This window comes from Schumannella sp. 10F1B-5-1, from assembly GCF_006517535.1.
Taxonomy (GTDB): Bacteria; Actinomycetota; Actinomycetes; order Actinomycetales; family Microbacteriaceae; genus Schumannella.
In genome coordinates this window covers 265,059-281,865 of record NZ_VHQH01000040.1, presented here as the reverse complement: position 1 = coordinate 281,865, position 16,807 = coordinate 265,059, and the positions used below count along the sequence as shown (strand labels likewise).

Sequence of the window (16,807 nt, the reverse complement as noted above, 5' to 3'; positions counted from 1 at the left end):
CCGGGAGGGGGATCGACGGGGCGACGTCGTGATCGACGTCGCCCCGTCCGGTCGGACTACTGGTAGTCGTCGACCTCGGGCTGGTCGACCTTCGTGCCCGAGGCACCGAGGGTCGCGTCGTAGATCCCGGTCCACACGTCACCGCCGTCGGTGAAGGTGGTGTTGATGAAGTGACGCAGAGCCGCGTCGCCCTTGGGCAGGCCCACGCCGTACTTCTCGGTGCTGAACGGCTCGCCGACGACCTTCAGGTCGTCGGGCGCCTGGGCGGCGTAGCCGATGAGGATCGCCTCGTCGGTCGTGACCGCGTCGACGCTGCCGTCGTTCAGCGCATCCACGCACTGCGAGTACGTGTCGAACTCCGTCGTCTTGGTGTCGGGGTAGTTCGTCTTGATGTTCTGGATCGGCGTCGAGCCCGTCGCGGAGCAGACCGTCTTGCCGGCCAGATCCTTGTCGGACTTGATGTCGTCGTTGTCGGCGGCGACCAGGAGGCCCTGGCCGGTCACGAAGTACGGGCCGGCGAAGTCGATCTGCTGCTTGCGCGCATCCGTGATCGAGTACGTGCCCACGTAGTAGTCGATGTCGCCGTTCACGATCGCCGACTCGCGGTTGGCGCTCGGGATGGCCTTGAACTCGATCTGCTTCTCGCTGAAGCCGAGCGAGGCCGCGATCCACTTCGCGATCTCGATGTCGAAGCCCGAGCGCTCGCCCGTGGCCGCATCCAGGAAGCCCAGGTTCGGCTGGTCCTCCTTGACGCCGATGACGACCTTGTCGGCCGCCTTCATCTTGTCGTAGGTCGGGCTGCCGGTCAGGTCGACGCTGTCGGCGACCGTGTACAGGTCCTTCGGCGGCTCGGAGGCGGCGCCTCCGGCTGACGGCGGGGCGCCCTGGGCGCATCCCGCGAGCGCGAGCGCCGCCACGGCGGCCGTCGCGGCGGCCGCGACACTCCACTTCTTGCTCATGTGCTGTGTTCCTCTCCTCGGTGCGGACCGGGTCACGGTCCGGAGTCTCTGGTCGGGTGTCCTTCGCAGAACGGGGGTGGTGCAGTCGCGGGCTCCGCTGTCGGGCCGGCGACGTTCGGGGGCCGGCGCGCACACGCGCCGGCGGGCGTCAGTGCGTGAGGATCTTCGAGAGGAAGTCCTTGGCGCGGTCCGACTGGGGGTTCGTGAAGAACTCCTCGGGCTTGCGGTCCTCGACGATCTGGCCGTCGGCCATGAAGACGACGCGGTCGGCGGCCTTGCGGGCGAAGCCCATCTCGTGGGTCACGACGATCATCGTCATGCCCTCCTTGGCGAGCTGCACCATGGTGTCGAGCACCTCGTTGATCATCTCGGGGTCGAGCGCCGAGGTCGGCTCGTCGAACAGGATGAGCTGCGGGTCCATCGCGAGAGCGCGCGCGATCGCGACGCGCTGCTGCTGGCCGCCGGAGAGCTGGGCCGGCAGCTTCGCCGCCTGGTTGGCGACGCCGACGCGGTCGAGCAGCTCCATCGCGCGCTTGTCGGCCTCGGCCTTGCTCTTGCCGCGCACCTTGATCGGCCCGAGGGTGACGTTCTCCAGGATCGTCTTGTGCGCGAAGAGGTTGAACGACTGGAAGACCATCCCGACGTCGGCGCGCAGCTTCGCGAGCCCGGCCCCCTCGGTCGGCAGCGGCGTGCCGCCGATCGTGATCGTGCCGTCGTCGATCGTCTCGAGGCGGTTGATCGCGCGGCACAGCGTCGACTTGCCCGAGCCGGAGGGGCCGATGATCACGACCACCTCACCCTTGCCGACGGTGATCGAGATGTCCTTGAGCACATGCAGCTCGCCGTAGTGCTTGTTGACGGAATCGAGGACGACGAGCGGATCCATTCGTTCACCCAACCACGCCCCCTTCACAGGGGGCAAACATGCGGCGCAAACGTAACCGAGGCGTAACGAACACCTGAAGCCGATATCGCTCGCGGCATACGCGATCCCGACGGTCGATTCCGTTCGCGGGATATCAGCTCGGACTCAGGCGGATTCGCTCCCGGCGCGCTGCGCGAAGGCGCTCTGGTAGAGGCACACCGAGGCCGCCGTCGCGAGGTTCATCGACTCGGCGTGGCCGTAGATCGGCACCCGCACCGAGGCGTCGGCGAGGGCGACGTGCTCGTCGAGCAGGCCGCGCGCCTCGTTGCCGAAAAGCCAGGCGGTCGGCTGGGCGAGGCGCTCCCCCAGCTCGGGCAGCTCGCCGCCGTCGATGTCGGCGGCCAGCACCGTGAGGCCCGCCGACCGTAGTCGCTCGAGCGTCGGCTCGAGCTCGAGGTCCTGCACGATCGGCAGGTGGAAGAGGGACCCGGTCGTCGAGCGCACGACCTTGGGGTTGTACATGTCGACGCTGCGGCCGGTCATCAGCACCGCATCGGCACCCGCGGCATCGGCGGCGCGGATGATCGTGCCGGCGTTGCCCGGGTCGCGGATCTCCTCGAGCACGGCGACCAGCTTCGGACCCGCGGCGAGCACCGCGTCGAGATCGGTGTGCAGGTGACGGGCCGTCGCGACGACGCCCTGCGGCGTGACCGTGTCGGCCATCGCATCCAGCACCGTATCGCGCACCTCCTGCGCTTCGATGCCCTGGCTCGCGGCCAGCGCGACGAGATCGGAGAGCCGGTCGCGCACCGAGGCGGCGACGAACAGCTCGACCAGCAGCTCGGGACGGTAGCGCAGCGCCTCGTCGACCGCCTGCGGCCCCTCGAGCAGGAAGAGCCCCGTATCGGCACGGGCGCCGCGCTTGGCCAGCTTGGCCACCGCGCGCACCCGCGGAGACCGGGGATTGTCGATCACGCTCGGAATCGTAACGGTCGCAGGGCGCGGAAACGCGAACGGCGCGCATCCCGTTCGAGGGATGCGCGCCGTTCGTGATGCGGGGCGCGATCAGCGGCCGAGCGGAGTCGGCCGACGATCTTCAGCTGCGGCGTGAGCTCAGGCCGCGTCGACCTTGGCGTTCACGTCGGTCGGGAGCGCCTTCTTGGCGGTCTCGACGAGCGCGGCGAAGGTCGCGGGCTCGTTCACGGCGAGCTCGGCGAGGATGCGACGGTCCACCTCGACACCGGCCAGACCCAGACCCTGGATCAGACGGTTGTAGGTGAGGCCGTTCGCGCGCGACGCGGCGTTGATGCGCTGGATCCAGAGGCGGCGGAACTCGCCCTTCTTGGCGCGACGGTCGCGGTAGGCGTAGACGAGCGAGTGAGTGACCTGCTCCTTCGCCTTGCGGTAGAGGCGCGACCGCTGACCGCGGTATCCCTCTGCGCGCTCGAGGATGACCCGGCGCTTCTTGTGGGCGTTGACTGCGCGCTTGACACGTGCCATTTCAGTTCGTCCTTAAATCCGTAGCCGGGCTTACTTGCCCAGGAGCTTCTTGATGACCTTGGCGTCCTGCGGGGCGAGGACGACGTCGCGGTTGAGGCGACGGGTGAGCTCGCTCGACTTGCGCTCGAGGTTGTGGCGCATGCCGGCGCCCTGCTTCACGACCTTGCCGGTGCCGGTGAGGCGGAACCGCTTCTTCGCACCCGAGTGCGTCTTCTGCTTAGGCATTCTCTTCCTTCGTGTTCGTCTCGGCGGACTCCTCCGCCGACTGCTCAGCCGCCTCAGCGGCCTCGTTCTGGGGCCCGCGCTTGCGCTCGGCGCGGCGGGCGTTGGCCTCGGCCTTGGCATCGACTTTGCTCTTCAGCGGGCCGATGATCATGACCATGTTGCGACCGTCGATGGTCGGGGTGGACTCGACGGAGCCGAACTCCGCCACGTCCTCGGCGAAGCGCTGCAGGAGGCGCACACCCTGCTCGGGGCGCGACTGCTCGCGGCCGCGGAACAGGATCATCGCCTTGACCTTGTCTCCCTCCTTGAGGAAGCCCTCGGCGCGCTTGCGCTTGGTCTCGTAGTCGTGCTTGTCGATCTTCAGGCGGAAGCGCACCTCTTTGAGGATGGTGTTGGCCTGGTTGCGTCGGGCCTCCTTGGCCTTCTGCGCCGCCTCGTACTTGAACTTGCCGTAGTCCATGATCTTGACCACGGGCGGGCGCGAGTTCGGCGCGACCTCGACCAGGTCGAGGTCGGCCTCCTGGGCGAGCTTCAGTGCCTGCTCGATGCGCACGACACCGACCTGCTCGCCACCGGGTCCGACGAGGCGCACCTCGGGAACCCGGATGCGCTCGTTCGTTCTGGGATCGCTGATGCGGAACTCCTTACGACGGGATGCTGCGTGCTCCGCTCCGTCCAGGCGGACGGGGCGCATCGAAAGGAGGAGAATGATCTCTTCATCGGCCGCGAGCGGCCTGCCGCCCTTGCGCTGCCGGACGGATCCGGCGGGGTGACAACGACCCGGCATCTCTGCAGAAGCGCGATGCGGGTGGGAGCGGAACTCCTCTTTCGAACCGGGGAGACCCCGGAGCCTCGGTAATGATAGCAGGGATGCGGGACTTCTCCCAGGCCGCCGGGGCGAGCGCCTCCTCGGAGCGCTGCCGACGCATCCGGTCGCGTGTCGCGGCGGCGGCTAGGCTCGCCGGGTGACCGACGCGCACCCCGACTCCGCGGCCGATGCCGACACCAGCTTCTCGTACTCCGCCGACGAGGAGATCCGCGACATCTCCGAGGTCCCCGCGGTCGAGCTGATCAACACGGTCGCCGTGCACCTGATGAGCGCCGCCGCGGTCAAGCTCGGCCTCGGCGACGGCCCCGACGCGCAGAGCGAGATCGACCTCGACGAGGCGCGCAAGCTCATCACCTCGCTCGCCGGCCTCGTCACGGCCGCCGCCCCCGAGGTCTCCGACTCGCACGCGCGCCCGCTGCGCGACGGGCTCCGCTCGCTGCAGCTCGCCTTCCGCGAGCTGTCGCCGATCCCGGATGCGGTGGGCAAGGGCCCCGGAGAGAAGTGGACCGGCCCGGTCAGCTGACCGGCTTCCCGACTGACCGAGCCCCTCAGCGGACCGACCGGCTCAGCCGACGACGCTGATCGCGAGCGAGTCGACGCGCTCGCTCAGCAGCGCATCCGCGCTCCAGCGCGCGCCGAGACGCTGCAGCACCGCCCCGCGGCCGGCCTCGTCGAGCTCGTCGGCCAGCGCCACCGCGACGAGAAGTTCGGGGCCGGTGAGCCGCGCATCCGGGTCGCCCGCGAGAGCGCGCACCCCCAGCACGGCCGGCTCGGCCGCCGTGGCCGCCTCGAGCGCCGCCGTGACAGCCGGGTCGTCGTGCGCCGCGACCCAGGGCGCGTCGAGCGCGAGCGCGGCCAGCTGACCGCGGCGCAGGCCGAACTCCGTCGGCGTCGTCGGGTCGAGCACGACCCGATCGGTGCCCTCTCCCCCGGCGGCGATCGCCACGCGGCGCGCCTCGACCGGGACGGGGCGCGCCATCGGGTTCCACGCCGACATCGCCGCGACGCCGGTGAAGGCCGGCAGCACCGGGCGGCCGTCGGGGCCGGCGAGCGTCACCAGCGAGAGCTCCTGCGTCTTGTCGACGAGCTGACCGTGTGCGCCCACGCCCTCGTCGCCGCGCTCCACGAGCAGCGGCACGAGCAGTCGCACCGGGCGCAGCGCCTCGATGACCTCGGCGGCGCCCAGCTCGCGGGCGCGGAAGCGCTGCAGCGCCTCGAGCAGGCGCGGATCGGCGCTGCCGTCGTCACCCGCGTTCGCGTTCGGCTCGAAGGCGCGCCCCTCGAAGGGCACGCCCGCCGAATCCGCGTGCGGGGTCATCGGGCTGCCGGTTCCGCGATCCGCGCTCAGGCGCCGGCGACGTCGAGCGCCTCGGCCAGCGTGAACGCGCCCGCGTAGAGCGCCTTGCCCACGATCGCGCCCTCGACGCCCGACGGCACGAGCTCGCGCAGCGCGGCGATGTCGTCGAGGCTCGAGATGCCGCCCGATGCCACGACGGGCTTGTCGGTGCGCTCGGCCACCTGCTGCAGCAGCTCGAGGTTCGGGCCGCGCAGCGTGCCGTCTTTCGTGACGTCGGTCACGACGTAGCGCGCGCATCCCGCCGCCTCGAGGCGATCGAGCACGGCCCACAGGTCGCCGCCGTCGCGGGTCCAGCCGCGGGCCGCGAGGGTCGTGCCGCGCACGTCGAGTCCGACGGCGATCGCCTCGCCGTATTCGGCGATCACGTGCGCCGCCCACTCCGGGTTCTCGAGCGCGGCCGTGCCCAGGTTGATGCGCTTGCAGCCGGTCGCGAGCGCGGCCTCGAGGCTCGCATCGTCGCGGATGCCGCCCGACAGCTCGACGTTGACCTCGCGCGGCACGCTCTTGATGACCCGCTTGATGACGCCGCGGTTCTCGCCGCGGCCGAATGCCGCATCCAGATCGACCAGGTGGATCCACTCGGCGCCCTGCTCGACCCAGGCGCCGGCCGCCTCGACCGGGTCGCCGTAGTCGGTCTCGCTGCCGGCCTCGCCCTGGGTGAGACGCACGGCCTTGCCGTCGGCGACGTCGACGGCGGGCAGCAGCTCGAGTCGCGGGGCGGAGTTGAAGGTCATGGCTGGTGGTTCCTCGGGATGGGATGGGCGGCGACCCGGACGGCGCGCCGCGATCGTCGGTCGGTCAGAGGCTGTCGATCCAGTTGCGCAGCAGGCGGATGCCCGCCTGCCCCGACTTCTCGGGGTGGAACTGGGTCGCGGCCAGGGGCCCGTTCTCGACGGCCGCGAGGAAGCGGCCGCCGTGGTCGGACCAGGTCAGCTTCGGGCTCGTGTGCTGGGGCGAGGGCGGGAGGTCCCAGCTGCGGGCGCCATAGGAGTGCACGAAGTAGAAGCGCTCGTCGTCGAGGCCGTCGAACAGCACCGAGCCGACGTCGGGCTCGACCGTGTTCCAGCCCATGTGCGGCAGCACCGGGGCCTCGAGCTCGTCGACCGTGCCAGGCCACTCGCCCAGGCCCTCGCGCTCGACGCCGCGCTCGACCCCCTTCTCGAACAGCACCTGCATGCCGACGCAGATGCCGAGCACCGGTCGGCCGCCGGCCAGGCGACGCCCGATCAGCTCGCCGCCGCGCACCGTCTGCAGCGCATCCACGACCGCGGCGAAGGCGCCGACGCCCGGCACCAGCAGGCCGTCGGCCTCCATGACCGCGGTGCGATCGGCCGTGAGCGCGACGTCGGCGCCGGCGGCCTCCAGCGCCTTGACGGCGGAGTGGACGTTGCCGGAGCCGTAGTCGAGCACGACGACGGAGGGTCGGGTCACAGGGCGCCCTTGGTCGAGGGCACGCCGCTGACCCGCGGGTCGGGCTCGACGGCCTCGCGGAACGCGCGCGCGAAGGCCTTGAACTGCGCCTCGGCGATGTGGTGCGGGTCGCGGCCGGCGAGCACCGTCAGGTGCACGCTGAGCCCGGCGTGGAAGGTGATCGCCTCGACGACGTGGCGGATCATCGAGCCGGTGAAGTGACCGCCGATGAGGTGCAGCGCGAAGCCCTCGGGCTCGCCGCTGTGCACGAGGTACGGGCGGCCGGAGACGTCGACCACGGCGCGGGCGAGCGCCTCGTCGAGCGGCACGTGCGCATCCCCGAATCGGCCGATGCCGGTCTTGTCGCCGAGCGCCTGACGGATCGCCGTGCCCAGCGTGATGCCGGTGTCCTCGACCGTGTGGTGCACGTCGATGTCGATGTCACCCGTGGCCTTCACGGTCAGGTCGACCAGCGAGTGCTTCGCGAAGGCGGTGAGCAGGTGGTCGAAGAACGGCACCGTCGTGTGGATGTCGGACTGACCCGTGCCGTCGAGGTCGAGCGAGAGCTCGATGCTCGACTCGCTGGTCGTGCGGGTCAGCTGCGCGGTGCGGCCTGCGGTCATGCCTGCGATCCTACCGAGGCGCCGTCGCCCGCCCCGTCCGCGGCGCCGTGCGCCCCGCCGGCACCGAGCGCCGCGAGCTGCTCGAGGAAGTAGTCCGTCTCCTGCGCCGTCCCTGCCGTGACCCGCAGCGTGTTCGGGATGCCGACGTCGCGGATCAGGATGTCGCGCGCGAAGAGCGCCTCGAAGGTCGCGTTCGGGTCGTCGACGTCGCCGAAGAAGACGAAGTTGGCGCTCGAGGGATACGGCCGGTAGCCGAGCTCCGGCAGCGCGGCGACGAGACGGTCGCGCTGGGCGGCGATGTCGTCGACCATCGCGAGCATGGTCGGCGCGTGCTCGAGAGCCGCGACGGCCGCCGCCTGGGTCAGCGCCGACAGGTGGTAGGGCAGGCGGACCAGGCGCAGCGCGTCGATGACCGCCGGATCCGCGGCGAGATAGCCGACACGGGCACCGGCGAAGGCGAAGGCCTTGCTCATGGTGCGCGACACCAGCAGGCGCTCGCGCCCCGGCAGCAGGCTCAGCGCGCTCGGCTGGTCCTTCGGCATGAACTCGGCGTAGGCCTCGTCGACCAGCACGATGCCGGGCGCCGCGTCGTAGACCGCCTGAACCACATCCACACCCAGCGGCGTGCCCGTCGGGTTGTTCGGGGCGCAGAGGAAGACCACGTCGGGCTGCAGCTCGGCGACCTGGCGTGCCGCCGTCTCGGGCGACAGCTCGAAGTCGGCATCGCGCTCACCCGCGACCCACTGCGTTCCGGTGCCGCTCGCGATGATCGTGTGCATCGAGTAGGTGGGCGGGAACCCGAGCAGCGTGCGGCCCGGACCGCCGAAAGCCTGCAGAACGTGCTGCAGCACCTCGTTCGACCCGTTCGCGGCCCAGATCTGCTCGGGAGCGATGCCGTGGCCGAGGTACGCCGCGAGGTGCTCGCGCAGCTCGGTGAACTCCCGGTCGGGGTAGCGGTTGACGCCGAGCACGGCGCGGGCGACCGATTCGACCACGTGGCGCGCCACGTCTTCAGGCACGGGATGCGTGTTCTCGTTGACGTTGAGCTGGTAGCGCACGCTGGCCTGCGGCGCGCCATAGGGCGTCTTGCCGCGCAGGTCGTCTCGGATCGGGAGCTCGGAGAGCGATGTCACCCGGCGAGTCTAGAGCGGCTCCGCGTGCGGCTCCGCCCTGGCGTCGTCCGAGGTCGCGCTCCCGGAATCCGGCAGGGCGCGCAGGAACTCGTGCACCTGCTCGGCCGGGATCTCGCAGGGCTTGAGCAGCACGCCCGCCGCGGTGCGCCAGACGTTCGCGCTCAGGTACCCGCGCCCGCCGAGTCGCTCGGCGGCCAGCGTCGTCGAGCGGCCGCCCGCATGTTCGGTGCGGGTCACACCCCACGGCTCTCCGGCGATCTGGATGCGCGACCAGCCCAGCGGCAGGGCATCGAGCCGGGCGAGCTCGCCGGCATCGAGCACACCGGGATCGGGGTCGCCGACACCGAGCGCACCGAGATCGGGGTCGCCCGCATCGAGCGCGTCGGGATCACGGCGATCGGAGGGCGACTCGGGCACGAGCGCAGGCTAACGAAAGGCGGCCCGCCTCCGCGGGGGACGGAGGCGGGCCGGACAGCCGGCCGCGAGGGGTGCGGCGGCCACGAGCGCCGGTGGGAAACCGGCGGACGATCGGTGGAACCGGGTCAGTTGCTGTACTGCGTCGGGATCGCGAGCAGGTCGTTCGGCTCGAGGCTCGCCGAGTCGAGCTGGTTGAGGTTGATGATCGCGGCCGCGACGTCGCGCGGGTCGCTCTCGGGCGCGACGCGCTCGGCGATGCTCCAGAGCGTGTCGCCCGACTGCACGCGGATGTGCTCGAAGGTCGTCGACGAGCTCGTCGACGTGGCGACCGCGTCGCCGCCGCCGAGCACCAGCACCGCCGCGCCGAACACGAGCGGGATCGCGATGAGGGCGGAGAGCACCATCTGGCCGCGACGCGTGATGCGCAGGCGCGCTGCGCCCGGACGCGGAGCCGCCGTCGCGGGCGACGTGAACGACGCGGGTGCGAGGGAGATGGTGCTCATGGTGACCTCCTGAGGATGGACAGCTTCGCCGCCGGTGCTCGGCCGGGAGCACCGGCTGCGAAGCTGTGTTCCGAACATATCTTCTATCGAACGTATGTTCAAGTCGGACCTCCGAATCGGCCCGGAATCCCGGATCGGAACGGCGACACGCTCGAACAGATGTTTGAGCAGACCTCCCGAACCGGATACAGTTCCGAATGTCTGGAGACAGCTTCCCGACGACCACCGACATCCGCCGGTACCGGCCCGAGAACGCGGGCTCAGCGCCTCGCGCGGAGCCCCGCATCCCGAGCCGGCCGCGAGCCGGAACGACCGAGAGGACCGCGCGCATGAGCGACGCCACGACCGACAAGGGCGGCACCCGCCGGCGCAAGAGCCTGAGCGAGAAGCAGCTCGCGATCCTCGAGTTCATCGGCCAGCAGGTCGCCACCCGCGGCTACCCGCCGAGCATGCGCGAGATCGGCGATGCCGTCGGCCTGGCCTCGCTGTCGAGCGTCACGCACCAGCTCAACCAGCTTGAGCTGAGCGGCTATCTGCGCCGCGACCCCAACCGACCCCGTGCGCTCGAGGTGCTGATCGACCTGCCGTCGACGTCGTCGGCCGTCGACTCCGCTCCCCCGGTCGGCGACGCCGCGATGGTGCCGCTCGTCGGCCGTATCGCCGCGGGCGTGCCCATCACGGCCGATCAGCAGATCGACGAGGTGTTCCCCCTGCCGCGCCAGCTGGTCGGCAAGGGCGACCTCTTCATGCTCAAGGTCGTGGGCGAGTCGATGATCGACGCGGCCATCTGCGACGGCGACTGGGTCGTCGTGCGCACGCAGAACAACGCCGAGAACGGCGAGATCGTCGCCGCGATGCTCGACGGCGAGGCGACCGTCAAGGTGTTTCGCCAGCGCGACGGACACACCTGGCTGCTGCCGCGCAACTCGGCGTTCGAGCCGATCCTGGGCGACCAGGCCGAGGTGCTCGGCAAGGTCGTGGCGGTGCTGCGCGCGGTCTGACCCCGCCGGACGGCGCAGCGAGGGTGCCGCGACGCGGTCGAGCGACCGCGCCGCCGCACCTCAGGCGCGGGCGAGCGGCTCGGCCAGCATCGACTCCAGCTGCCGCGCCACCGGCTCCATCGCGAGCAGACGCACGCGCGTGCCCTCCTCGACGTACTCGGTGTCGACGATCCGCGCGTTCGCGTGAGCGAACGAGACCACGTCACCGCGGTCGTAGGGCACCAGCAGCTCGAGCTCGACGTCGGGCTGCGGCAGCAGCTGCGCGATGCGCTCCTGCAGCTCGGCGACGCCTTCGCCCGTGCGCGCCGACACGAAGATCGCACGCGGTTCCAGTCCGCGCAGCACAAGCCGCGCATCCTCGTCGATCAGGTCGGCCTTGTTGAAGACGACGATCTCGGGCAGGTCGCGCGCCTCGACCTCGCCGATCACATCGCGCACGGTCGTGAGCTGCGAGGCGGGGTCGGGATGCGCACCGTCGACGACGTGCACGATCACGTCGGAGTCGCGCACCTCCTCGAGGGTGGAGCGGAAGGCCTCGACGAGCTGGTGCGGCAGGTTGCGCACGAAGCCGACCGTGTCGGCCAGCGTGTAGAGACGTCCATCGGGGGTGCGGCTGCGGCGCACCGTCGGGTCGAGGGTCGCGAACAGGGCGTTCTCGACGAGCACGCCCGCCCGCGTGATGCGGTTGAGCAGACTCGACTTGCCCGCGTTCGTGTAGCCGGCGATCGCGACGCTCGGCACGGCGTAGCGGTTGCGGTTGGCGCGCTTCGCCTCACGGGCGGGCGCGAAGCCCTTGATCTGGCGGCGCAGACGCGCCATGCGGGTGTGGATGCGGCGGCGGTCGAGCTCGATCTTCGTCTCACCCGGTCCGCGGCTTCCCATGCCGTTGCCCGCGCCCACCTGGCCACCGGCCTGGCGGGACATCGACTCGCCCCATCCGCGCAGTCGCGGCAGCAGGTACTCGAGCTGCGCCAGCTCGACCTGGGCCTTGCCCTCGCGGCTCTTGGCGTGCTGGCTGAAGATGTCGAGGATCACGGCCGTGCGGTCGATGACCTTCACCTTGACCGCGTCTTCGAGCGCACGGCGCTGGCTCGGCGCCAGCTCGGCGTCGGCGACGACGGTGTCGGCGCCGCTGGCCGCGACGATCGCCGCCAGCTCCTCCGCCTTGCCGCGGCCGATGTAGGTCGCCGGGTCGGGATGCGGGCGCCGCTGCAGCAGTCCGTCGATCACGACCGCGCCGGCCGTCTCGGCGAGCGAGGCCAGCTCGCGCAGCGAGACCTCGGCATCCTCGAGCCCGCTGCCCGAGTAGACGCCGATCAGCACGACGTTCTCCAGTCGCAGCTGCCGGTACTCGACCTCGGTGACGTCGTCGAGCTCGGTCGAGAGGCCCTGGACGCGGCGCAGTGCCGCGCGCTCCTCGCGATCGAACTGGTCGCCGTCGCGGGAATCGTCGTAGTGGTCGTCGTCCTGCAGGCTCACCGAGCGCGCGCCGAAGCGCGCCACGGAGGCTCGGCTCTGCTCCGCGGCGAGCACGCGGTCGATGGCGGAGTCCGACGGACGCTCGATGGCGTCGTCGCCCCGCGATTCCTCGTCGTATCCGGTCATGATTCGGTCAACCCTAGTTCCTCGGCTCCGGTAGGTTTCCAGCATGTCCGGCGAGCACTACTTCTCCCCCCAGCCCGGGAGCGAATTCGTGCCGCGCACGATCCCCGTCACGCTCGCCGGTCGACGGGTCGAGGTGACCACCGCCGGCGGCGTGTTCAGCCCCGACCGGATCGATTCCGGCACCTCGGTGCTGCTGGGCGCCGTGCCCGCTCCCCCGCCCGGCGGGCACCTGCTCGACCTGGGCTGCGGATGGGGCCCGATCGCGCTCAGCCTCGCCCTCGACGCTCCTCGTGCGACCGTGTGGGCGGTCGACGTGAACGAGCGGGCGCTCGACCTGGTGCGGCGCAACGCGGAGTCGCTCGGACTCGACAACGTCAACGCCGTGACCCCGGATGCTGTTCCCGACGACGTGCGATTCCGCGCGATCTGGTCGAATCCGCCCATCCGCGTCGGCAAGAACGAGCTGCACGCGCTGCTGCTGCAGTGGCTGCCGCGACTCGACCGGGGCTCGGATGCCTGGCTCGTCGTGGCGAAGCAGCTCGGATCTGACTCGCTGCACCGCTGGCTCGAAGGCGAGCTCGGTCGCGACACGACCGTGCTGCGCGCCGCGACGAGCAAGGGATACCGCGTGCTGCGGGTGCGACGCCGCGCGGCCACGGGCGCGGACGCGACGACGGACTGACGCGCGCCGAGGGGCCTCGCCGCGTTCGATTCGCGCTGGCGGCCCTAGCCGAGCGTGCCGCGGTAGACCAGCTCGGCCGGGCCGCTGAGCTCGACGCGCGCGGCGCCGCCGCCGACCCCGCCGTCTCCCCCGTCGGCCGCAGCCCGGGTCACGCGCACGCCGACCGTGCCACCCGGCACGTCGACGAGCCAGCGGTCGATCGTGTCGCCGGCGAAGTGGCGCACGGCGAGGGCGGCCGCAGCCGCCCCGGTGCCGCACGACAGGGTCTCGCCGCTGCCGCGCTCGTGCACGCGCATCCGGATGCGACCCGTGCCGTCCTGCACGAGGGGCTCGGCCGGCACGACGAACTCGATGTTCGCCCCGTGCGGCGGGATCGGGGCCACGCGCGGGGCGCGGTGCAGGTCGAGCGCGTCGAGCTCGGCGTGATCGGCGAGCACGACCACGATGTGCGGGTTGCCGACGTCGATGCCGAGCCCCGGCCGGTCGACCTCGAGGCCGTCCGCGGCGACGGTGGGCTCCCCCTCCTCGACGCGGAAGACCCCGAGATCCACGGCCCAGCCGTCGACCTCGCGGCGCAGGCGGCGCACGCCGCTGCGGGTGCCGATCGAGACGGTCTCGCCCACCGCGATGTCGGCGAGGCCCTCGGTCACCAGGTACTCGCCGAAGACACGGATGCCGTTGCCGCACATCTCGGCGATGCTGCCGTCGGCGTTGCGGTAGTCCATGAACCACTCGGCGCTCGCGTCGTCGGCGAGCAGCGCACGGCCCTCGTCGAGCCGCTCGGAGCGGATCGCGCGGATGACGCCGTCGCCCCCGACGCCGAAGCGACGGTCGGCCAGGGCGGCGGCGTCGAAGGTCAGCTCGCCCTGCGGGTCATTGAGCAGCACGAAGTCGTTGCCGGTGCCGTGTCCCTTGGTGAAGGGCAGAGCGGTCGACGAGGCGGAGCCGGGTGCGGCGTCGGCGGGGAGGGTGCTGCTCACCTGCTCAGGCTACCGGCGGCATCCCGTGACCCGCTCCGGCCGGCATCCGCGTTCCGCTCCGGGCGGCGTGCTGCGTCGGCGGGCCGACGGTGGTGAGGCGGTGCGGTGGCGGTGGCGGTGGCGGGCCGAGTCAGCCGGCCGCGGGCGACGCAGCCGAGCGGATGCGATCGAGCGCGACCTCGACCCGGTCGGGGACCAGCGCGTCGATCCAGTGCGTGTCGGGGTAGCGGCGGAACCAGCTGACCTGACGCCGCGCGTAGCGCCGCGTGAGCGCCGCCGCATCGGCGATCGCCGTCCCCGCGTCGACCTCGCCGTCGAGCTGAGCGAGGGCCTGGGCGTAGCCGATCGCCCGCGCGGCGGTCACCCCGAGGCCGGTCGGGCGCAGCGCGGCGACCTCGTCGATCAGGCCGGCCGCCCACATCCGCTCGACGCGACGATCGAGACGCTCGACGAGGAGCGATCGGTCGAGCTCGAGGCCGATCGTCACGGCGGGGCGCCACAGGGACTCCGAACCGGGCTGGCCGGTGCGGAACGGCCGTCCGGTCAGCTCGATCACCTCGAGGGCGCGCACGAGCCGACGGCCGTTGCTCGCGCCGATCTCGCGCGCCGATTCGGGGTCGATCTCGAGCAGGCGGCGGTGCAGCATCCCGGGTCCACGCTCGTCGAGTTCGGCCTCGAGCCGCCCCCGGATCGCGGCGTCCGTTCCGGGGAAGTCGTAGTCGTACAGCACCGCCGACACGTAGAGGCCGCTGCCGCCCACCAGGATCGGCTGTGCGCCGCGCGCGCGGATGTCCTCGATCGCCGCCCGGGCATCGCGCTGGTAGGCGGCCACGCTCGCCTCGTCGCGCGGGTCGAGCACGTCGAGCAGGTGATGCGGAACGCCGCGGCGCTCGGAGGTGCTCAGCTTGGCAGTGCCGATGTCCATGCCGCGGTAGAGCTGCATGGCGTCGGCGTTGACGATCTCGGTAGGCACGCCCTGCGCCGCGAGCCGCTCGGCGAGATCGAGCGAGAGGTCGGACTTGCCGGTGCCGGTCGCGCCGATCACGGCGACGATCGGCGACGGATCGCCATCAGCGGCGCGTGGGCTCGACTCGGCGGATGCGGGGCTGGTCACGGGTGCGGAGGTCGCGGGAGTGCGGGTCGAGGCCGACCGCCGGCTCAGAGGCCGGGGCGCAGCGGGATGCCGTCGCGCAGCGACGGGAGGCCGAGGCTGACGCCGGCGCCGTTCGCGGCGGGCGCGTGGGCGGGCACGGCGCAGCTCTCGGCCTGGTCGCGATCCCAGGCGTCGCCGGCGCGCGTGCGACGCACGGGGATGGGCGATCCGTCGGCCGAGTCGGCGATCAGGTAGAACGGCGCGGCGCGGCTGATCACGACCGAGGCGACGTCGCCCGGGCGGGGCTCGACGCTGCCGGGCGTCATCTCGAAGTGCACGAGACGGCCGTCCTCGGCGCGGCCTGAGAGTCGGTGCGTGTCGGCGTCGCGGCGCCCCTCGGACGGCGCGACGAGCACCTCGACCGCGGTGCCGACGAGCTTCTGGTTCTCCTCGTGCGAGATGCGCTCCTGCAGCTCGATCAGGCGTTCGTAGCGCTCCTGCACGACCTGCTTGGGCAGCTGATCGGGCATGGTCGCCGCGGGCGTGCCCGGGCGGATCGAGTACTGGAACGTGAACGCCGACCCGAAGCGGGCCTGCTCGACGACCCGCATCGTGTCCTCGAAGTCCTCGTCCGTCTCGCCGGGGAAGCCGACGATGATGTCGGTGCTGATCGCGGCGTGCGGCAGCTTGGCGCGCACACGGTCGAGGATGCCGAGGAAGCGCTCGGAGCGGTACGACCGGCGCATCGCCTTGAGCACGCGGTCGGAGCCGGACTGCAGCGGCATGTGCAGCTGGGGCATCACGGCCGGCGTCTCGGCCATCGCGTCGATCACGTCGTCGGTGAAGGCGGCGGGGTGGGGACTGGTGAAGCGGATGCGTTCGAGTCCCTCGATCGCGCCGGCCGCCCGCAGCAGCTTGCCGAAGGCGAGACGGTCTCCGAACTCGACGCCGTAGCTGTTGACGTTCTGCCCGAGCAGGGTGACCTCGATCGCGCCGTCGTCGACGAGCAGTCCGATCTCGCTGAGGATGTCGCCCGGCCGCCGGTCGCGCTCCTTGCCGCGCAGGCTGGGCACGATGCAGAAGGTGCAGGTGTTGTTGCAGCCGACGGAGATGGAGACCCAGCCGCTGGCCGCGGACTCGCGCCGCGTGGGCAGCGTGGACGGGAAGACCTCGAGCGCCTCGAGGATCTCGAGCTGCGCATCCCCGTTGTGGCGGGCGCGCTCGAGCAGGGTGGGCAGCGAGCCCATGTTGTGGGTGCCGAAGACGACGTCCACCCACGGGGCCTTGTCGAGGATGACCGACTTGTCCTTCTGGGCGAGGCAGCCGCCGACGGCGATCTGCATGCCCTCGTGCTCGCGCTTCGCGGCGGCGAGGTGACCGAGCGTGCCGTAGAGCTTGTTGTCGGCGTTCTCGCGCACGGCGCAGGTGTTGATCACCACGACGTCGGCCTCGACCCCGTCGCCGGCCCGGGTGTAGCCCGCCGCCTCGAGCGAGCCGCTGAGCCGCTCGGAGTCGTGCACGTTCATCTGGCAGCCGAAGGTGCGCACCTCGTAGGTGCGGCTGCGGCTGCCCGCGGGCTCGGGGACGGTGTCGAGCAGGGTCATGGTGCGATGAGTCTAAGACGC

20 protein-coding genes are annotated in these 16,807 nt (G+C 71.6%); 3 read left to right on the top strand and 17 right to left on the bottom strand.

Annotation, left to right across the window (positions count from 1 at the left end; genetic code table 11):
* Positions 1 to 56 precede the first annotated feature (56 nt).
* From FJ658_RS14830 to infC, 6 genes are all read right to left on the bottom strand, one after another.
* On the bottom strand, positions 57 to 959 hold the full coding sequence (locus FJ658_RS14830; RefSeq protein WP_141146154.1) for a glutamate ABC transporter substrate-binding protein: 903 nt from the start codon (positions 957 to 959) through the stop codon (positions 57 to 59).
* A 148-nt stretch (positions 960 to 1,107) separates the two neighbouring features.
* Positions 1,108 to 1,845 (bottom strand): amino acid ABC transporter ATP-binding protein, encoded by a 738-nt coding sequence (locus FJ658_RS14825; protein WP_141146153.1) that lies wholly within the window; start codon positions 1,843 to 1,845, stop codon positions 1,108 to 1,110.
* A 144-nt stretch (positions 1,846 to 1,989) separates the two neighbouring features.
* Positions 1,990 to 2,799 carry an RNA methyltransferase gene (locus tag FJ658_RS14820; RefSeq protein WP_141146152.1) on the bottom strand — a complete coding sequence of 270 codons (810 nt, stop codon included), beginning with the start codon at positions 2,797 to 2,799 and terminating at the stop codon, positions 1,990 to 1,992.
* 138 nt (positions 2,800 to 2,937) lie between these two features.
* Complete coding sequence (rplT, locus tag FJ658_RS14815) at positions 2,938 to 3,324, bottom strand: 50S ribosomal protein L20 (protein ID WP_141146151.1); 387 nt, start codon at positions 3,322 to 3,324, stop codon at positions 2,938 to 2,940.
* Between the two features lie 30 nt (positions 3,325 to 3,354).
* Positions 3,355 to 3,549 (bottom strand): 50S ribosomal protein L35, encoded by a 195-nt coding sequence (gene rpmI / locus FJ658_RS14810; RefSeq protein WP_141146150.1) that lies wholly within the window; start codon positions 3,547 to 3,549, stop codon positions 3,355 to 3,357.
* The gene (gene infC / locus FJ658_RS14805; RefSeq protein ID WP_141146149.1) at positions 3,542 to 4,243 is read right to left on the bottom strand and encodes a translation initiation factor IF-3; all 702 of its coding nucleotides are present in this window, start codon (positions 4,241 to 4,243) and stop codon (positions 3,542 to 3,544) included. The genes rpmI and infC overlap by 8 nt, the downstream gene beginning before the upstream one ends.
* Before the next feature lie 271 nt (positions 4,244 to 4,514).
* Here infC and FJ658_RS14800 point away from each other — a divergent pair, with 271 nt between their 5' ends.
* On the top strand, positions 4,515 to 4,901 hold the full coding sequence (locus tag FJ658_RS14800) for a DUF1844 domain-containing protein (protein ID WP_219995782.1): 387 nt from the start codon (positions 4,515 to 4,517) through the stop codon (positions 4,899 to 4,901).
* Between the two features lie 42 nt (positions 4,902 to 4,943).
* Here the strand turns inward: FJ658_RS14800 and FJ658_RS14795 are convergent, their stop codons facing one another.
* From FJ658_RS14795 to FJ658_RS14770, 7 genes are all read right to left on the bottom strand, one after another.
* Positions 4,944 to 5,696: an SseB family protein gene (locus tag FJ658_RS14795; protein WP_141146148.1), complete on the bottom strand. Its 753-nt coding sequence runs from the start codon at positions 5,694 to 5,696 to the stop codon at positions 4,944 to 4,946.
* Positions 5,697 to 5,722: 26 nt separating this feature from the next.
* Positions 5,723 to 6,469, bottom strand: coding sequence for a bifunctional 1-(5-phosphoribosyl)-5-((5-phosphoribosylamino)methylideneamino)imidazole-4-carboxamide isomerase/phosphoribosylanthranilate isomerase PriA (gene priA / locus FJ658_RS14790; RefSeq protein WP_141146147.1), 747 nt, complete (start codon positions 6,467 to 6,469; stop codon positions 5,723 to 5,725).
* 64 nt (positions 6,470 to 6,533) lie between these two features.
* The gene (gene hisH / locus FJ658_RS14785) at positions 6,534 to 7,166 is read right to left on the bottom strand and encodes an imidazole glycerol phosphate synthase subunit HisH (protein ID WP_141146146.1); all 633 of its coding nucleotides are present in this window, start codon (positions 7,164 to 7,166) and stop codon (positions 6,534 to 6,536) included.
* Complete coding sequence (gene hisB / locus FJ658_RS14780) at positions 7,163 to 7,768, bottom strand: imidazoleglycerol-phosphate dehydratase HisB (RefSeq protein ID WP_141146145.1); 606 nt, start codon at positions 7,766 to 7,768, stop codon at positions 7,163 to 7,165. Before hisB ends, hisH begins: the two co-directional genes overlap by 4 nt.
* Complete coding sequence (locus tag FJ658_RS14775) at positions 7,765 to 8,901, bottom strand: histidinol-phosphate transaminase (protein ID WP_141146144.1); 1,137 nt, start codon at positions 8,899 to 8,901, stop codon at positions 7,765 to 7,767. Before FJ658_RS14775 ends, hisB begins: the two co-directional genes overlap by 4 nt.
* 9 nt (positions 8,902 to 8,910) lie before the next feature.
* Positions 8,911 to 9,318 (bottom strand): hypothetical protein, encoded by a 408-nt coding sequence (locus FJ658_RS16205; protein WP_181408474.1) that lies wholly within the window; start codon positions 9,316 to 9,318, stop codon positions 8,911 to 8,913.
* A gap of 125 nt (positions 9,319 to 9,443) precedes the next feature.
* Positions 9,444 to 9,821 carry a LysM peptidoglycan-binding domain-containing protein gene (locus tag FJ658_RS14770; protein ID WP_141146143.1) on the bottom strand — a complete coding sequence of 126 codons (378 nt, stop codon included), beginning with the start codon at positions 9,819 to 9,821 and terminating at the stop codon, positions 9,444 to 9,446.
* Between the two features lie 329 nt (positions 9,822 to 10,150).
* On the opposite strand from FJ658_RS14770, the gene lexA reads away from it, so the two are divergent.
* On the top strand, positions 10,151 to 10,822 hold the full coding sequence (gene lexA, locus FJ658_RS14765; protein WP_141146142.1) for a transcriptional repressor LexA: 672 nt from the start codon (positions 10,151 to 10,153) through the stop codon (positions 10,820 to 10,822).
* Positions 10,823 to 10,882: 60 nt separating this feature from the next.
* Here lexA and hflX read toward each other — a convergent pair whose 3' ends face one another.
* Complete coding sequence (gene hflX / locus FJ658_RS14760; RefSeq protein WP_141146141.1) at positions 10,883 to 12,427, bottom strand: GTPase HflX; 1,545 nt, start codon at positions 12,425 to 12,427, stop codon at positions 10,883 to 10,885.
* A 43-nt stretch (positions 12,428 to 12,470) separates the two neighbouring features.
* On the opposite strand from hflX, the gene FJ658_RS14755 reads away from it, so the two are divergent.
* Entirely contained in the window at positions 12,471 to 13,109 is a 639-nt protein-coding gene (locus FJ658_RS14755; RefSeq protein WP_141146140.1) for a class I SAM-dependent methyltransferase, read from the top strand.
* 44 nt (positions 13,110 to 13,153) lie between these two features.
* Here the strand turns inward: FJ658_RS14755 and dapF are convergent, their stop codons facing one another.
* The 3 genes from dapF to miaB all read right to left on the bottom strand — a co-directional run bounded on the left by dapF (position 13,154) and on the right by miaB (position 16,786).
* Positions 13,154 to 14,089, bottom strand: a complete 936-nt coding sequence (gene dapF, locus FJ658_RS14750; protein WP_141146139.1) for a diaminopimelate epimerase — start codon at positions 14,087 to 14,089, stop codon at positions 13,154 to 13,156.
* 130 nt (positions 14,090 to 14,219) lie between these two features.
* On the bottom strand, positions 14,220 to 15,203 hold the full coding sequence (gene miaA, locus FJ658_RS14745) for a tRNA (adenosine(37)-N6)-dimethylallyltransferase MiaA (protein ID WP_141146138.1): 984 nt from the start codon (positions 15,201 to 15,203) through the stop codon (positions 14,220 to 14,222).
* 44 nt (positions 15,204 to 15,247) lie between these two features.
* Complete coding sequence (gene miaB, locus FJ658_RS14740) at positions 15,248 to 16,786, bottom strand: tRNA (N6-isopentenyl adenosine(37)-C2)-methylthiotransferase MiaB (RefSeq protein WP_141146137.1); 1,539 nt, start codon at positions 16,784 to 16,786, stop codon at positions 15,248 to 15,250.
* Positions 16,787 to 16,807 lie beyond the last annotated feature (21 nt).

Coding starts and splice junctions, on each gene's coding strand:
- FJ658_RS14770 (WP_141146143.1), bottom strand. CDS start 9,821: ATGAGCACCATCTCCCTCGCACCCGCGTCGTTCACGTCGCCCGCGACG.
- lexA (WP_141146142.1), top strand. CDS start 10,151: ATGAGCGACGCCACGACCGACAAGGGCGGCACCCGCCGGCGCAAGAGC.
- hflX (WP_141146141.1), bottom strand. CDS start 12,427: ATGACCGGATACGACGAGGAATCGCGGGGCGACGACGCCATCGAGCGT.
- FJ658_RS14830 (WP_141146154.1), bottom strand. CDS start 959: ATGAGCAAGAAGTGGAGTGTCGCGGCCGCCGCGACGGCCGCCGTGGCG.
- infC (WP_141146149.1), bottom strand. CDS start 4,243: ATGCGCCCCGTCCGCCTGGACGGAGCGGAGCACGCAGCATCCCGTCGT.
- priA (WP_141146147.1), bottom strand. CDS start 6,469: ATGACCTTCAACTCCGCCCCGCGACTCGAGCTGCTGCCCGCCGTCGAC.
- rpmI (WP_141146150.1), bottom strand. CDS start 3,549: ATGCCTAAGCAGAAGACGCACTCGGGTGCGAAGAAGCGGTTCCGCCTC.
- FJ658_RS14755 (WP_141146140.1), top strand. CDS start 12,471: ATGTCCGGCGAGCACTACTTCTCCCCCCAGCCCGGGAGCGAATTCGTG.
- miaB (WP_141146137.1), bottom strand. CDS start 16,786: ATGACCCTGCTCGACACCGTCCCCGAGCCCGCGGGCAGCCGCAGCCGC.
- hisB (WP_141146145.1), bottom strand. CDS start 7,768: ATGACCGCAGGCCGCACCGCGCAGCTGACCCGCACGACCAGCGAGTCG.
- FJ658_RS14795 (WP_141146148.1), bottom strand. CDS start 5,696: ATGACCCCGCACGCGGATTCGGCGGGCGTGCCCTTCGAGGGGCGCGCC.
- FJ658_RS14825 (WP_141146153.1), bottom strand. CDS start 1,845: ATGGATCCGCTCGTCGTCCTCGATTCCGTCAACAAGCACTACGGCGAG.
- rplT (WP_141146151.1), bottom strand. CDS start 3,324: ATGGCACGTGTCAAGCGCGCAGTCAACGCCCACAAGAAGCGCCGGGTC.